This is a genomic window from Mesorhizobium sp. NZP2298 (genome assembly GCF_013170825.1).
Classification (GTDB): Bacteria; Pseudomonadota; Alphaproteobacteria; order Rhizobiales; family Rhizobiaceae; genus Mesorhizobium.
On the sequence record NZ_CP033365.1, the window covers coordinates 5,365,957 to 5,381,945 of the forward strand.

Here is a 15,989-nt window from a genome sequence, read left to right on the forward strand (position 1 = left end):
GCCAAAGGTTGAGCACATGTTTCGAAGCCTGTGGCAGTACCGCCATTTCATCATTTCCTCCATCAGGGGCGACCTGAAAGGGCGTTTCGTGCGGTCGCGCCTGGGCGGCCTGTGGTTCATCCTTCACCCACTTGCGCAGGCACTCATCTTCTCGATCGTCCTTTCGGAAGTTCTCAAGGCAAGGCTCCCGGACACTGACAGCCCCGCGGCCTATCCGATCTATCTCCTGTCCGGCATGGCGGCCTGGACGCTGTTCAGCGAGATTCTGACACGCAGCATGACCGTATTCATCGAGCAGGCACCGGTGATGAAGAAGATCGCCTTTCCGCGCTTGTGCCTGCCCGTCATCGTGGGGGGCACGGCACTCATCAACCACCTGCTGCTGCTCGTCGCCCTGTTTGTCATCTTCATCTTCCTCGGGCATATTCCGGGCCGCGCCCTTGTCTTGCTGCCGATCGGGATCATCATGATCGCCGCGATCGGCTTCGGCCTTGGCGTGATCCTCGGCGTGATGAACGTGTTCATTCGCGATGTGGCGCAAGTCATGATGATCGTGCTGCAGCTCTGGTACTGGCTGACGCCGATCGTCTATCCCGCCAATGTTCTGCCCGAAAAATATGCTTTTCTGATCGGCCTCAATCCGATCGCGCCGCTGGTGGCGCTTTATCAGGACGCGTTGTTGTTCAACCGCTGGCCAAACCCTGAAAGCCTGATCGTGCCGGCTGCACTGGGAGTTGTGAGCATGGCTTTCGCAATGATCTTCTTTCGGCGCGCAAGCCCCGAACTCGTCGACGTGCTGTAGCCATGACCGTGCTTTCAGTCAGCCATCTGTCGAAACGCTATGCGACCTACGCAAGCAATCTGGAAAGGTTTGCCGGCTGGTTCGGCGCGCCCGTCAAGCCCACGGAGGAATTCTGGCCGGTAAGGGACATCTCGTTCTCCCTGGCGGCCGGCGAGGCGCTGGGGCTCATCGGCCAGAATGGTGCCGGCAAGAGCACGCTTCTTAAGCTGATCACCGGCACCGTGCGGCCTACCGAAGGCACGGCAAGCGTTGGCGGCCGCATCAGCGCCATCCTCGAACTCGGGCTCGGCTTCAACCCCGAATTCACGGGGCGCCAGAACGCCTACCATGCCGGCGGACTGATGGGGCTGTCGCAAACGCGGCTTGCCGAACTGATGCCGCATATCGAGGACTTTGCCGAGATCGGCGACTTCTTCGACCAGCCGCTGCGAACCTATTCGAGCGGCATGCAGGCGCGGCTGGCCTTCGCGCTCGCCACCGCTGAACGGCCCGAGGTGCTGATCGTCGACGAAGTGCTTTCGGTGGGCGACAGCTATTTCCAGCACAAGAGTTTCGACCGCATACGCAGTTTCAGGGCCGCCGGCACGTCGATCATTCTGGTCACCCACGGTATGGGCGACGTCAGATCCTTGTGCGACCGGGTGATTCTGCTGGACAAGGGACGGGTGCTGAAGGACGGGCCGCCCGACGAAGTGGTCGACTACTACAACGCCCTGATCGCGACCAAGGAGAACGCCAAGCTGACCATCGAGCAACGGCGCGAAAAGGACAATTGGCTTTACAGCAGGAGCGGAACCAAGGCGGCCGCGGTTGAATCCGTCGTGCTGATCGACGGCGAAAACGGGAAGCCGATCAAGACCGCCATCTCAGGACAGAGCGTGACAATTCGAGCCCGGATAGAAGCGAAGGAGGATATTCAGGAACTCGTCATCGGGTTCATGCTGAAAGACCGCGCCGGCCACACGGTTTGGGGAACAAACACCTGGCATACGGGCCAGGTGCTTTCAGGCATCAAAGCCGGAGACAAGGTGGAATGTAACCTGCGCTTTGCCTGCGCACTTGGCCAGGGTTCATACGGGCTTTCCATTTCGCTCCATACGGGAGACGTTCACATCGACAACAATTTCGACTGGATTGAAAACGTCGAGGTTTTCGACGTCATCAATTCAGACCGCCCGTTCTTTGTCGGGACGAGCCGCCTTGAACACGTGTTCGAAATCGTCAGATGAAAAAAACTTTCGATGATCTCTACAAGGCCTTCGAGGATCGCTTTCGCGGCTCGAGGGAACTCATTAAGGATCGGCTGAAGATCTACCAACCCTTGTTGGCGCAGGTACCGCGACAGGCCGAGGGACCGACCCTGGCGATCGATCTTGGCTGCGGACGCGGCGAATGGCTCGAAATACTCGCCGAGGCTGGGTTCGATGCCACGGGCGTGGATTTGAACGGAGGCATGGCGCAGGAGGCGGTAGAACGTGGACTGAAGATCGAACTGCATGACGCCTTAGAATATCTAAAGAGGCAGCCGGACTGTAGCGCTGTCGTGATCTCGGCCTTCCATATGGTCGAGCACGTGCCAACCGAATATCTGATCGAGTTGCTGGACGAGTGCCACCGGGTGATGGCGAAGGACGGCCTGCTTGTCCTGGAAACGCCCAACCCAGAAAACATTTCGGTTGGAACCCACACCTTCCACCTCGACCCGACTCACAAAAGCCCCCTTCCCCCGGACCTTCTTGAATTTTTGGTGGAAGAAGCTGGATTCCCCGACACAGCAATCTTGAGGCTGAATGGTTCGCCCATGATCGAAGCCGGACCGATCGAACGGAGCGTGCACCTCATGTTCGAAGTGGCGCGCGACTATGCGTGCCTGGCAAGAAAAAGTGAAAAACAGTCCGCAGAAGCATCCGACTCCCTCGCAGCGTTCGTTCAGTCTACGTCGCAGAAAATACCTGCTGACGTCAAAGAAATAAAAGGCTGGCTCCGTTCCGCTGACAACGAGATCACCAGTATATCAGAAGAAGTCAAGGCCGCCACGGATTCAATCGAAGAAATAAAGGGCTGGCTCCGCTCAGCCGATAACGATATTATCAGTATATCGGAGAAGGTCGAAGCCGCCACAACTTCAAGCACCGATCAATTTCGGCAGTTGTCTGACAATCTTTCTACTCAATCGGAATTACTACGAACAGGGAACATTGCCCTCACGAACACGGTGGCTTCCCTCGGCAAACAACTTAAGGAGATTGTAAAGGATAGGGCTGTGGCCGCGCGCGACAACGAAATCGGTCGCCTCCGTCAACACATTGCGGGCGGCGAGGTAGCGAACCAGGAGCAGTTGACCCTCAAAGAAGCCGAGACAGAAGAACGGAATGCGGAAATTGCTCTACTAAACGAACGCATTACGGCGCAGGCCGAGCAGGTCGCCTCTCTTGCCAGGCAACTCGAAGGTGCGGTAGCTGAGCGTGAATACCTAAGAAATCAAGTCTTAGAAATATATCAAAGTAGATCATGGAAACTGGCAGGCCCCTATCGCCGCACCGGCAGGGTGTTGAAGCGATTCGCTGCGAGCACTCCAGATCTTCGAATTTGGACAAAGCATAAGACAAGACCGATCTATAGCGGAATAATACGTTTTGTCCTTCTGCGTCCAAGGCTTAAGACTTTTTTGTCAAGCATAATAAGAAGATATCCGAAAATACATAACTTTTCTCACGGACTTATTGCTTCTGCCAATAATGAAACTGGCGCCTTCGAAGCTGGGGCATTGTCTGCGAAAAAAGAATATACCTTAGATGACATTAGCAGACCCTTCTCAACGCCAACTTCCTTCTTGCCAAACAATAAATCCGAATCTGGCAGCACATTACTGAGTACCTCGCAGGCGAATAGGATTCTTCTGAATTTGAGAAGACCTTCACGGAAAAAAGACTGATCCATGCGAATCGTTTTAGATCTTCAAGGCGCCCAAACTGAAAGTCGATTTCGGGGGATCGGCCGCTATACCATTTCCCTCGCAGAGGCGATCTATCGCAATCGGGGGGCTCATGAGGTCTGCTTCGCTCTCAACGGAAATATGCCCGACTCTCTGGATAGCGTCCTTGGGTCTTTGAGCAATGTGGCGCCCCACCATTCATTCCACGTCTGGTATGGCCCCAATCGCTCTATTCACAATGGCTACGACATCGGCTGGCGAAAATCAGCCTCAGAGAGTATATTTGAAGCTTTCACGGAATCTCTCCATGCGGATGTCGTTCACTTAAGTAGCCTTTTTGAGGGTTTTAGCGACCACTCCTCTTCCAGCATATCGGCGAAACCAAGAACATCTTTGGTCTCAGCCACTCTTTACGATCTAATACCATATATATATAGAGATAATTATCTCGGAAGAAACACGCCTTTAGAGGAATTCTTTTTAAGAAAAATAGATGACCTAAGAAGAGCAGACATATGTCTAGCCATATCCGAATACACGGCAGAGGAGGCCATATCCCTGCTACCGCTAGATAGAGAGAAAGTATTCAATATATCGGCGTCTGCCTCCGATGAATTTCGCCATATTGTCCCATTTAATAAACTCAACACGGCGAGGCAGTTTTCGCTAAATCGCGAACTGGTTCTTTACACCGGAGGTGTGGATTTTCGAAAGAATATCGACCGACTTTTTGGAGCATTCTCTTCCCTTCCTCCAGACGTCCGTCGACGCCATACTCTAGGCATTGTGGGAAAAATTACTGATGTATCTGCGATGCATATAAAGGCGAAAGCCTATGCTCTCGGCCTGACCGACGAGGATTTTAGGCTGTTTGGATATGTAAGCGACCAGGGTCTTCTGGAGCTATACAATATGTGCCGGCTTTTTGTTTTCCCGTCCCTGCACGAAGGATTTGGTCTGCCTGCATTGGAGGCGATGAAATGCGGCGCGCCGACCATCGCCGCTGGAACAACTAGCATTCCAGAAGTGGTCGGTTGGGATCAGGCACTTTTCGATCCGATGGACGAGCAGTCGATCTGCGACAAGATGCTTGCAGCGCTTACCGACGATGAATTTCGCGCCGAGCTGTCGCGGCGAGGAATGGATCAAGCACGTTTATTCTCTTGGGATCAATCCGCGCAGAGAGCGATTAGGGCTTTCGAAACCGTGCTGAGCCGGTCAGATCGGGCCACCGCCAAGGCCTCCGTTGGCACCGGTTACCGGGCGCTGGTGGACTCCATTGCCTCAATCGATGGAGCCACGGAGGAAGACCTTCTGCTTACCGCAGAGGCCATAGAAGCCACCTTCGGCGCAGTAAGGAGACATGAGTCTTCCGTCGACCCAGCCAGGAAGCTAAGGTGGCGGGTGGAAGGGCCATTCGACAGCAGCTATAGCCTGGCCTTGTTAAATCGAGAGACAGCACGCGCGCTGTCGGATTTGGGTCACGACGTAGCGTTGTTCTCGACAGAGGGCCCGGGCGATTTTTTGCCAAATCCAATCTACCTGCGGCAAAACCCGGATCTGGATGCAATGTGGATGCGCTCCATGGAAATGGAGCAACGGGATGCCGATGTCACCAGTCGAATCCTTTACCCGCCGCGGGTCGACGACATGGCAAGTCCAACCAACATGCTCCACCACTACGCTTGGGAGGAATCCGGTTTCCCTCTCGAATGGGTGGAAAAATTCAACAAGCATCTTCAAGCGATCACGTGCCTATCGCCCCACGTGGAAAAGATTCTTATCGATCACGGCGTTACGGTACCGTTGTCGGTCTCAGGATGCGGCGTCGACCATTGGGACCGTATAGTAGCCGATCCTGCATTTCGGCTGCCGCCCAGCGGGTTCAGATTCTTGCACGTCTCATCCTGCTTTCCCCGAAAGGGTGCGGACCTGCTTCTGAAGGCTTATGGAAAAGCCTTTTCATCCCGCGACGACGTGATCCTCATCATCAAGACCTTCCCAAATCCTCACAATGAGATTAGCCGATGGCTGCGGGAGGCCGTTGGGAATCGCAAAGATTTTCCAAGGGTTGAGATAATTCTCGAGGATTTTGATAGCCCACGCCTGAAAGCGTTATACGAAGCGTGTCACGTCCTTGTGGCCCCAAGCCGCGCCGAAGGGTTCGGTCTTCCCATGGCCGAGGCCATGATGTCAGGTCTCCCTGTGATAACGACTGCTTGGGGTGGGCAAGTTGATTTTTGCCGACCTGGAATAGCATGGCTGATTGACTACCGATTCGAGAGAACGGAAGCGCATTTCGGCTTGAGCGATTCGGTTTGGGCCACAGCCGATATCGACCATTTGGCAGATACGATGCGCAGCGTTTTCGAATCTCCCAAGGAGGAATTGAAGCAGCGCGCTGCCCTCGGCCGAAAGAAACTCCTGCGCGAGTTTCGGTGGAAGGGCGTCGCTCAGCGACTCGTGGAGTCGGCCGGGCAATCCTTGGCGACTAAGGCAAAGGAACCTCATGTCGGATGGGTGTCAACCTGGAAGAAAGCCTGTGGCATCGCAGGCTATTCCGAACACTTACTGGCACACTTTTCAAAGATGCCGGTTATCTTTGGAACAAACGAATCGGCAGCCAACCTCCCGGAAGAGAAGATATTTCGATGCTGGTCCCAGGGCGACAATTTGAACGAGATGTCTAATTTAATTTCTGAAAACTCAATCAACGTCCTCGTCATCCAATTCAACTATGGTTTTTTTGATTTCGAAGAGCTTTCCAAATTCATTGAAACTCAGATATCGAATGGCGTTATATTGATTCTAACTGTTCATTCAACGCAAGATCCCCCTTCCGTTCCGGAAAGGAAACTCAAGAACATCGTCGGTGCCTTATCGTGTTGCCACAGGATTCTGGTTCATTCCGTAGACGACATGAATCGCTTGAAGGATATCGGCCTGGTGGACAACGTTACGTTGTTTCCGCATGGGTTGATCGAGATGTCCGAGCCACGTCCTCCGCACGTGGTTCGTGCTTCCGAACAATCGTATCTTCTTGCCTCATACGGATTCTTCCTCCCTACCAAAGGGCTCCATACGCTTATCCGCGCAATCGGCCTGCTTCGGGAGAATGGCGTTGATGTGAGACTGCGGATGGTAAATGCTGAGTATGAAATTCCAGAATCGCGTCAGCTGATTGAGCAAGCCGTCGAATTAATCGCGGAACTGGGGTTGGATCAATATGTGGAGCTTCACACCAAGTTCCTGGATGATCAAGAAAGCCTGGAGCTTTTGGCCGACGCGGATCTGATCATTTTTCCATACGAAGAGACCGGCGAATCCTCAAGTGCTGCCGTTCGTCATGGAATTGCCGCTGAACGGCCCGTGGCTGTTACTCCGCTTCCGATTTTCGATGATGTCCGTGAGGCCGTATTTGAATTGCCGGGTCACGACCCTGCTTCGATATCGCTCGGGGTTCGAAGTCTTCTTGCCGAGCTTTCGTCGAATTCCGACTCCGTCAAACAGAAGGCCAGTGACGCGGAACGCTGGCGTGCAACGCATCAACAGAAGCTTTTGTCGGGACGGCTGGAGCGCATGCTCAAAGCACTTTACAACAAGCACCACGATAGCTGGCTTGGTTCATAACTGAACTCCAGACGCTGTAGGCAGTTGCGCCTCGCTTTCGTTACCGCCGCCGCAATGTGTCGGCATACCGATAGGATTTCCTCTGGAGGCCCAATAGTCTCAGCAGCCTAGAAGCCTTCACACTCTGCGCAGAAAGAGCATGAACGATGTCCATTGGTGATGACCATCGTTCAGAACTACATGGCGCCGGAGACGATGTATACCTTGGCTGCTAAAGCAAATTTGGTCGACGAGAAATTCATGTGGCGGCAAGTCCCAGCACATGCCGTCAACCAGTGCAAGACCGGGCGTTGCCTCTATAAGGTAATGCTCAATTTCGCTCTTATTGAAAAATTCCGGGTGTGTCTGATCAGGAAGCAATAAATATTCTGTAGCGATACAGACGATTCCACCCGGACGGGTCACGCGCGCCATCTCCTGGACAGCCTTGCGGGACTGCTCATGTCCGCCGAAATGCTCGATGGATGAGAGAGACCAGCAGAAATCAAAACTCCCATCGGGATATGGAAGATCGGTTCCATCGGCGTTTTGAAATCGTACGTTGGTCCCGAAGGATCGTGGGCAATATTTGGTAGCATCTTTGAGGATGTCGGCCGGCGCCTCCGCGCCGTTTTGCGTGGCCCAGGTCTCGTTGCCATACAGGTCGGTAGCGACCACTTCTCGGATCCTCTCCGACAGCCAGAAGATCACCGGTTCGCGCCCAGCACCGACACCGAGAGCACGATGATCAGCACGGAGCATGCCGAGCCGTTCGAGGCCAAAAAGACAATGAGTCCACTCCCAGCCTTTGCGAACGATGTGGCCGCTGGTGTGCTGAAAGACGTGCTTGTCGGTGGAATAGGTTTCAAGGTCACGGTGAAACCACATCCATTCCTTGTCTTCGTATCGATGGACGTTGATCACTTCTGACAAAGGCAATGTCGAACTCCACTCAGAGCCAAAACTGGTATTTCGCACGAGGGCTCGTGCCACGCAACATTACATCATGGCGCCAATCGCGAGGCAAAGGGCGCGGGCGGCCTCGAGGCGAAAAACTCTAACCAAAAACGATCCCAGTTATCGAGACCGGAGCAACGCCGATTGGGTCGCCATAGGAGAATGGGGCACAGAGCTGTTTGGCAGACGGGTGATCCCGCAGGATCATTACTCGAAAATCGCGTTTGCCGATGCTTCCATTTGCGCAACGAGATGGTGTTACGTCGCAATCTGATCGGGCGCTTCTTCTCCAAGCTGAAGCACTTCCGCCGCATCGCCACCCGCTATGACAAGCTCGCCGCCAACTTCCTCGCTATGGTCCAGCTCGCTTCAATGCGTCTGTGGCTGCGCGCTTATGAGTCTACGGCCTAGTTTGGCTGTCGGTTCAATACATAGCCGGTGACGCCCATCTGCACCCCCTCAGGGATTCTTAGTCTGATCTCAAGGCCTGTAACGTCAGAAGGGAGATCAAAAGCGTATTCGGTTCCGGCTGGACTCAACGTTTCGATGGGGAATTTGGCCACTGTGTTCTGGCCGGCATTGGTGGTCACATCCAGTAGCGCATCACCGTGCCCGGCCCCGCTCAAGCGCAGCAGATATCGACCTTTCCCGAGATCGATATATGGCCCAAAAAACAGGTATCCCGCAGGCCCGGATGCGGTCAGGGCTCCATCCATCATCTGCCCATTCTGGCTGCGCTGAGAAAGCATCTCCCCGTCTGCGATGTAACACCATGTCTTTGCGCAAGCGCTCGCATCGGTGAAGGCGATGTTCGAGTAGTGATCCTGCGGGATAGCACCTTTGCCGTATAGGCGAGTATCCCAATCGCCAGCAGCGACCCAGTCGGCATCGGCCGGTCCAGTGCCCAACGAGAGGAACGGGCCATCGCACTTGGTGGACCATTGGGCGGGGTCCACGCGAGAATATCGGTAATCGAATAGATAAAACGCCAGAAAGGTCAGGCGCGTAAATCCGAGGCGCGGGTCAAGCCCGATGCAGGCACCCGGCGAAGTCTGATCCTTGATTAGCTTCACCGCCTGTGGTTCTCGCTGAATGTCAGTAGCCATGTCATGCCAGGCGAATTGACGTGGCAGGCAGATCGCGAAAGCGAGGATAAGCGCGGCAGCGGCGAAGCTAGATGATGCGGTTGCGGTGACAAGTCCGGCACTGATCCCGCCGATGAGGATTTGGCTTGAGAAGCCCAGCCCAGGGAACGCTGCGTCCGGCCAGAATCCAGCAGAGTTGAGCACGCTAATGGGCGGCGCCTGTGGCGCCAAAATCCCTACCAGAACAGCGAAGACGGCTGGGACCAGAAATGCCAGGATCGAGAAAATCCGACTTGGTGCGATCGACAGGCCGACGAGCAAGATCGGCAGCACTGCTCCCTCATTGTATCGACCGTACATCCAGTGGTCCTGCCTGATCGCATCGCCCATGACGATAAACAACGAAGCGCTGAACAGCGTCATGCCGGCGATGCTGCCAACCGCGAACAGGCTGACTATCTGAGCAGGGGTTTGTCCGGAACGTCCTCGCAACATTGCAAAAGCAGCGCCCAGAGCGATGAGGAGAGGTGTGACGGCAAGCCCCAATGTGGCGATGAGAATATATGTCACCTGTCCCAGTGACCGCGTAAACAGCTCCAACAGCCCAGAGAAAGACAGAATATCCAATGCGCGGGCCATGGAAGGGTAATGGTCGAATGGCGGATAGCCGTCCGGCGTCATCGCGGCCTTGACTGCCGGCGATAGCCAGAATTGATAGGCTCCAACCAGCAGGATCGTTACGGCAGTTGCGCTGAGCGAAAGACGTGCGTTGCGGCTCGATCCCGCGATCACGAGCAGGGTCATTGCGCAGCAGACAATTCCGAGAGAGTGAATCCAGATTAGGAATGCAGCCGTAGCAGCCGCGCCGATTGTGCATGCCGTCGACTTTGGCGACTTGATCAGCAGATAGGCGTTCAAGGTGAAGAAGAATACAAAACACCCCTGGTACAATGCGTAGCCGCTGACAGAAATCCATGCCGGGTAGAGCGCGCACAAGGCTGTGGTCAGCGCAGAAACAGCAAAATGGCGGCTGGGAAACATCGCTCTCGACATGTGAAAGCAGACTGCGAGGGCGGCGCCGAAGAAGGCCCCATTGATGATTGTTAGCCCGTTCCAAATAGCCTCCGTGGATGAGAGGCCCCAAAACAACGGGGCGAGGAAAAGCGAATAACCGAAGTGGTAGGAGCCGGCCGCATCCACCGTGTGCCCAGCGAAAAACTCGCTATAGCCCAGATAGCCGATTTCATCGGGCAGAATCACCGGGCCGCTGTAGTGATGATTGGCAACCGCAAAAACGACTGTCGTCAGGAAGAAAAAGAGCCCAGATACCCACAGTTCACTTGTAGCATTGTCCCGCTGATTGTATTCGGCGGACTGGGTTGGGAGATTGGCGTTGTCACGAGCTAGCACTTTTGGTCTCTTTTTGTTGCTGCGGCTCTCGCAGCCGCAGTTGCAACCGTCTATGCACGACAATCCAAGATAACGGAAGTTGACGCGGCGACGAATTGCTTCAAAGCAGTGGCATGCCGATGCCGTCCAGGGCTTGCCCGTCGTTCTGAGCGTCTAAATTAGCAGCTAAGTGCAAGCCAAGTCGTTCTGACACCAGCCTGCGTCACCCTTATCCATTTGTCGAATGGTGGCTCACGACCTAGAGCAGCATGGCCATCGCCGGGGAACTTCGTCCATTTCGTCACATCAACCCCATAATGTGCCGTACGACCGCATTTACTACAGTCCCATCAAAAAATAGTTCCATCGGGAGGGCAGTTTGGTCGACCGGCAATCAGCCCGCCCGCAAAAAAAAGAAGATCGCCCAAGACAGTAATCATCCTTCCGATCACCACCGCCAGAAGTATGACCGGCCCGGGGCTGAGCCCGCCGAGTAGGAAGAGCAGCACTGCCTCTCTGACACCGATACCTGCCGGCGCGCCCGGGGTCACCAGTCCGGCGAGCCATGCCAGGACATAGGCGCCTGCGATCGTCGGGATTTGCACGACTTCGAGTGAACCTCCGGCGATATAAAAGCCCGTCACAAATACGAACCCTGATAACGCCAGGTACAGACAATAAAAGATGCCAACCGCCCGCAAGTGCGAGTTCCAAATATGCCTAATGAGATAAAGGGCAATTACGATGACCACCATGAACAATGCGAGTGTCAAAAGGGGGGAGAGCTCGGGCTTGACCAGTGGCAAAACCAGTGGGGAAAACAAGGCACCCATGCCCCCCACGATGGCCAGTTCAAGAATGGTGGATTTAGCCAATTGCCTGTTGGGAATACCTGCGGAAACGCCGAGCGCTTGACGACCGAAAAACTGAAAAACATTGCCGGGAACGTACTTCGCAAGCTGAGAGGTGGCATACGCCCAGACAACCCACGAAAATCTTGGATGCGTGCCCACAAAATTCAGCAACCTGCCCCAGCCTAGGGCAAGAAACATATTACCTGCCCCATAGACGACCGCCAGAGATAGAATACTTGCATATCCTGCAATCCCGATCCTGGCGACATCGATCTCGCTCTTGTAGGCATGCAGACGATACACCACGAAAAAAAGGCCCAATGCTCCCAGCAGAACGCCGAGACCGTTGAGGAAAAAACCAATCTTGGCTTTTGTCTTCTCACTGATCATCGTGGGCAAACGCGATGACCTGGTTGGCACCAGCCAGAAATCGCCGATAGTTGGTCTCCCGCAAACCGGCTCGCCGGCCAGTTTCCACAAGGCGCTCGCGATTCAAAAGATCCTCGTGCTCTTCGTTGGCGCTGCGGCTGAACAGACCGATTCGGGATCCTGTCCAATGAATCCAATCCATTGCAGGATGCGGCGTCGTGCAGACAATCCGTGCTGACCGTGTTTTCAGCAGGTTGGCCTTGAGCGCAATCAGGAAGGCAACTGGATCCGGAACATGCTCTATGACCGCGAGCGCCGTGACGGTATCGAACATGCTGTCCTCCAACGTTTGCTGCTGGATGAAAGTGTGTCCGGGAAAGCTTTGGCGAGCGGTAGTAATTGATACAGGGTCCGGATCGATCCCGACATAATCGGCCTGGTCAACATAGGCCGCAAGTGCACCACTTCCGCAGCCAATGTCCAAAACTCGCCCCTGCAGAAACGGCCGCACTGCGGTAATCCGCTGTCGTCGCAAGAATGGAGAAAGCAAACCTTCGGCGCCTTGATCGGCCATAAATCACGCCTCCCTGTCGCTTGTCTCGACCGCGGAACTCATACCGGAGGGCGGCTGCGCCGCGCGCTGCGTGTATCGGATGTCCTCCAGAAGCTTGCGGTTGGCCGCGATCACGTCGGCCAGGAAGGCAACCAGAAGTGCCTGGAAGCCCATCGACATCAGCACACCCGCCAGGACCACCGACTGGACGTGACCGCTGCTTGCATCAACCAGGTAGAAGTAGAGGAAGCGCAGGCCAAGCAGGAAACCGAGGCCGAAAAGAACGGCTGCGACCGCGCCGAAGAACCGGGCCGGCTGATAGATGACGAAGATGCGCACGATGGTGAAGATCGAGCGCTTGAGGTATGAAGGGATGCTCTTGACCAACCTCGACGGTCGCAGATCACCGTTGACGCGGATCGGCACCGAGACCACGCGCATGTTCTTGCGGCCGGCCTGAATGATGGTTTCCAGCGTGTAGGTGTAGTTGTTGAAGACGATCAGACGCTGGGCAGCGTTGCGCGAGATCGCGCGAAATCCGCTCGGTGCGTCCTGCACATCCGTGCCGCTGCTGACGCGAACCACCCAGCTGCCGAGCTTCTGCAGCAGCTTCTTCAACGGCGAGAAGTGCTCAATCTCCGATATCGGCCGAGCGCCGATGACCATGTCCGCGCGTCCCTCCAGCACCGGCCTTGTTAGGGCCGGCAGATCGGCCGCGTTGTATTGGTTGTCTGCATCGGTGTTGACGATGACATCGGCGCCTCGCGCGAGGCAGGCTTCGATGCCGGTCATGAACGCGTAGGCAAGGCCACGATTGCTGGTATGGCGTATGACGTGATCGACGCCGTTTTCCTCCGCGACCCTGGCCGTGGCGTCGCTGCTTCCGTCGTCGATGATCAACCATTCGACGCTGTCGAAACCGGCAACGGTCCGCGGCAGATCATTCAGCGCGACCGCGAGCGTCTCGGCTTCGTTATAGCAAGGAATCTGGATGATCAGTTTCGGCAGTGGCTTGTTCTCGAATTTGGAACCTGATGATCCGTGCATCTACCATCCTCAGGCTGAGGCGCAAGCGGTTTGCCAGAGCAAAACGGCCTTCCATGCGGATCGCAAACCTCCAAGGCTTCTATTTGCGTGCTCTTGGTACCTTGCTGGGCGGGTGGCTGATACAGAGCCGACAATGTCGGGATTCGGCACCATCCTGCCGGATAGTGGGCACGTGGCGGTTGAACATCCGATAAAACTAGTCGACAGGTAGATTCGACAAAAGTTTAGCTAGGCATTTGGGGGGCCGCCTGTGATTTGGACGTACGAGGAGATCGCTCGTGTTTTTTCCGCCACGTGGTCCCGGCTGATTGATTCGTACGGCAAGAACACAATCGTATTTCTGTCAATTTTCCTGGTCGTTGTCGGCATTGCGATAAATTTAAGAAACCAGGGGCTTTACGTTGTGGTATTATCCGATGAATATACATACAGTATATTTTCTCGCATAAACAATATATCCGACGCACCTGTTCCATCGTACTTTTTTTTCTTCATATATAATTATACAAACTACTGCGGAGACGGATTTCTCGCATGCGCTAGATTCTTAAACACTATTTTCTTTCTTCTGGCTGCGCCATTTATTTTTATTATATCCTCTCGCGTAACATCTAGAACATGCGCATTCTTTATATCCATTCTTTCAGTCCTTGGAGCTATAAACACATATACGGCATATTATATGCCTGAATCACTATATTTTCTTATGTTTTGGATATTTTCCTGGGCGTTATTGAAGTTAGACGCACGCTCTAGGTTGCTTAAATTTGCCTTTGTGGGACTTATATTCTCTGCGACAACCCTTGTTAAACCGCATTCGTTATTTTTCCTACCAGGGATCGTTTTATACTTTGCTTACCTGATTAGACAAAGTCCGAAGCAAGCCTGGGTCGCGAGGTGGCTCCGGATCTCCATAGTGTTTGTCGCCGTCGCCATCGCCGCCAAACTGGCGATTGGCTTTGCCTTCGCGGGGAGAGCAGGAGCTACGCTCTTTGGCCCCACCTACGGGTCCTACGCCCGCGATGCAGCTATGGACCTCGGCCGCTACGCCGACCTAGCCAACCTGGCCGGCATCAATCTCGCCGGTCATTTTCTTGCGCTATCAATTTTGTATGGGACCCCGTTAGCCGCCATCCTGCTCAGCCTGCGCAAGTTCCCCTCTCGCCATGACGCCGAGGATAATTCCGTTAGAATTGCCTTTTACACGCTCGCAGTCTTTTCAACTTTGGTCCCGGTGGTGGCGCTATTTTCGGCCTCGGTCGCCAACGCAGGACCCTACGAAACACCATTCCGACTACATATGCGTTACTATAATTTTGCCTTTCCTTTTTTTCTAATATTTATTTCATCTCAACTAAAGAACGTTAAAGAAAAATTTACACTTTATAAAATTATTGCGGCAGCCCCCATTGCCGCATTGATGATCTACGCAATCTACACAGTAATGCACCCCTACACGCCATCTTTGGTAGATAGCCCAGAACTGAATGGGATTTTCTTCAACAGAAATATCTTCTTTTCTATATCAGCCATCGGAATAATTTCTATTATTATCTGGACCTATGACGTTAAATTTGGATCTCGTTTTTTTCTGTTTATATTTGCACCATTGTCGGCCGTTGTAGGATCTTATTTTTCTAGTATCGATCTTAGAGCGAATATACATCCAAATGTATTTGAAGAGGCCGGAATATTCGCACACCAATATTTTAAAGAACATGACGCATCCCGCCTCGTAATTATGAGCTCAAATCCGTCAGGACTGTTTCAGTCCTTGTTTTATGTCGATGATCCGCGGGCTTCGATTGTTCAAATACCGGCAGGTTCTCCAGCGGATCTTTCGAAGGTCCCTGGCGACAAGGAATGGCTCCTCCTCATCGGCGATCACGTCCCTCCGCCCAATTCTCGTTTCAAATTGGATCTGAATGGTTTTTCACTTTTTCGGCTCGCGGGATCAGACAGGATAGACTTCACAAGAAAATCCTGGCCCGAAATCCTGACTCGGACCCAAGGCCTGTCGTCAGCGGAAATTTGGGGAACCTGGTCGGATGGCCCCGCGGTCACACTGGAATTCGTAAAGCCGCTTCCAGAAAAACTCGTCCTGCACCTCACGGCAAGTGCCTTCGGCCCGAATGCCGGGCAACCTATTTCCGTGCACATAGGCTCTCAATCAGCGACGTTCGTGCTGTCGAAGTCGGTGCAGGAAATTGCTATCCCATTTGAAAACTCGGAGGCATCGACCTCGATCTCCATTTCGATCCCCAACCCAATCTCACCGAAGGAGCTTGGTCTAAACGAAGATCGCCGGAAGCTCGGAATTGGATTCCGCCAACTCAGCGTGCAGGACGTGACACAGTAGTTGATAGTTGCAAACCCTTGGCGCAGGCTT

10 protein-coding genes and 1 pseudogene are annotated in these 15,989 nt (G+C 54.0%); 6 read left to right on the forward strand and 5 right to left on the reverse strand.

Features of this window, described 5'->3' with window-relative positions:
* Positions 1 to 16: 16 nt before the first annotated feature.
* Genes EB231_RS26020 through EB231_RS26035 form a run of 4 tightly spaced genes read left to right on the forward strand, consistent with a single transcriptional unit; the run spans position 17 to position 7,367 of the window.
* Positions 17 to 802, forward strand: coding sequence for an ABC transporter permease (locus EB231_RS26020; RefSeq protein WP_172351326.1), 786 nt, complete (start codon positions 17 to 19; stop codon positions 800 to 802).
* Positions 803 to 804: 2 nt separating this feature from the next.
* Entirely contained in the window at positions 805 to 2,031 is a 1,227-nt protein-coding gene (locus EB231_RS26025; RefSeq protein WP_172351327.1) for an ABC transporter ATP-binding protein, read from the forward strand.
* Entirely contained in the window at positions 2,028 to 3,737 is a 1,710-nt protein-coding gene (locus EB231_RS26030) for a class I SAM-dependent methyltransferase (RefSeq protein ID WP_172351328.1), read from the forward strand. The genes EB231_RS26025 and EB231_RS26030 overlap by 4 nt, the downstream gene beginning before the upstream one ends.
* A gap of 3 nt (positions 3,738 to 3,740) precedes the next feature.
* The gene (locus tag EB231_RS26035) at positions 3,741 to 7,367 is read left to right on the forward strand and encodes a glycosyltransferase (protein ID WP_172351329.1); all 3,627 of its coding nucleotides are present in this window, start codon (positions 3,741 to 3,743) and stop codon (positions 7,365 to 7,367) included.
* A gap of 117 nt (positions 7,368 to 7,484) precedes the next feature.
* On the opposite strand, the gene EB231_RS26040 is transcribed toward EB231_RS26035, so the two are convergent.
* Positions 7,485 to 8,285 (reverse strand): class I SAM-dependent methyltransferase, encoded by an 801-nt coding sequence (locus EB231_RS26040; RefSeq protein ID WP_206681860.1) that lies wholly within the window; start codon positions 8,283 to 8,285, stop codon positions 7,485 to 7,487.
* A 282-nt stretch (positions 8,286 to 8,567) separates the two neighbouring features.
* On the opposite strand from EB231_RS26040, the pseudogene EB231_RS26045 reads away from it, so the two are divergent.
* A pseudogene (locus EB231_RS26045) lies at positions 8,568 to 8,714 on the forward strand (IS5/IS1182 family transposase); the annotation flags it as partial.
* Here EB231_RS26045 and EB231_RS26050 read toward each other — a convergent pair.
* The 4 genes from EB231_RS26050 to EB231_RS26065 form a co-directional block, all read right to left on the reverse strand.
* Positions 8,711 to 10,798 carry a hypothetical protein gene (locus EB231_RS26050; RefSeq protein ID WP_172351330.1) on the reverse strand — a complete coding sequence of 696 codons (2,088 nt, stop codon included), beginning with the start codon at positions 10,796 to 10,798 and terminating at the stop codon, positions 8,711 to 8,713. The pseudogene EB231_RS26045 and the gene EB231_RS26050 sit on opposite strands and share 4 nt — an antisense overlap.
* 329 nt (positions 10,799 to 11,127) lie before the next feature.
* A complete protein-coding gene (locus EB231_RS26055; RefSeq protein ID WP_172353023.1) occupies positions 11,128 to 12,021 on the reverse strand; it encodes a hypothetical protein in 894 nt (297 codons plus the stop codon).
* Positions 12,011 to 12,574, reverse strand: a complete 564-nt coding sequence (locus tag EB231_RS26060; protein WP_172351331.1) for a class I SAM-dependent methyltransferase — start codon at positions 12,572 to 12,574, stop codon at positions 12,011 to 12,013. Before EB231_RS26060 ends, EB231_RS26055 begins: the two co-directional genes overlap by 11 nt.
* Before the next feature lie 3 nt (positions 12,575 to 12,577).
* Positions 12,578 to 13,600 (reverse strand): glycosyltransferase family 2 protein, encoded by a 1,023-nt coding sequence (locus EB231_RS26065; RefSeq protein WP_172351332.1) that lies wholly within the window; start codon positions 13,598 to 13,600, stop codon positions 12,578 to 12,580.
* A gap of 916 nt (positions 13,601 to 14,516) precedes the next feature.
* Here EB231_RS26065 and EB231_RS26070 point away from each other — a divergent pair.
* On the forward strand, positions 14,517 to 15,959 hold the full coding sequence (locus EB231_RS26070; RefSeq protein WP_172351333.1) for a DUF7024 domain-containing protein: 1,443 nt from the start codon (positions 14,517 to 14,519) through the stop codon (positions 15,957 to 15,959).
* Positions 15,960 to 15,989: the final 30 nt, after the last annotated feature.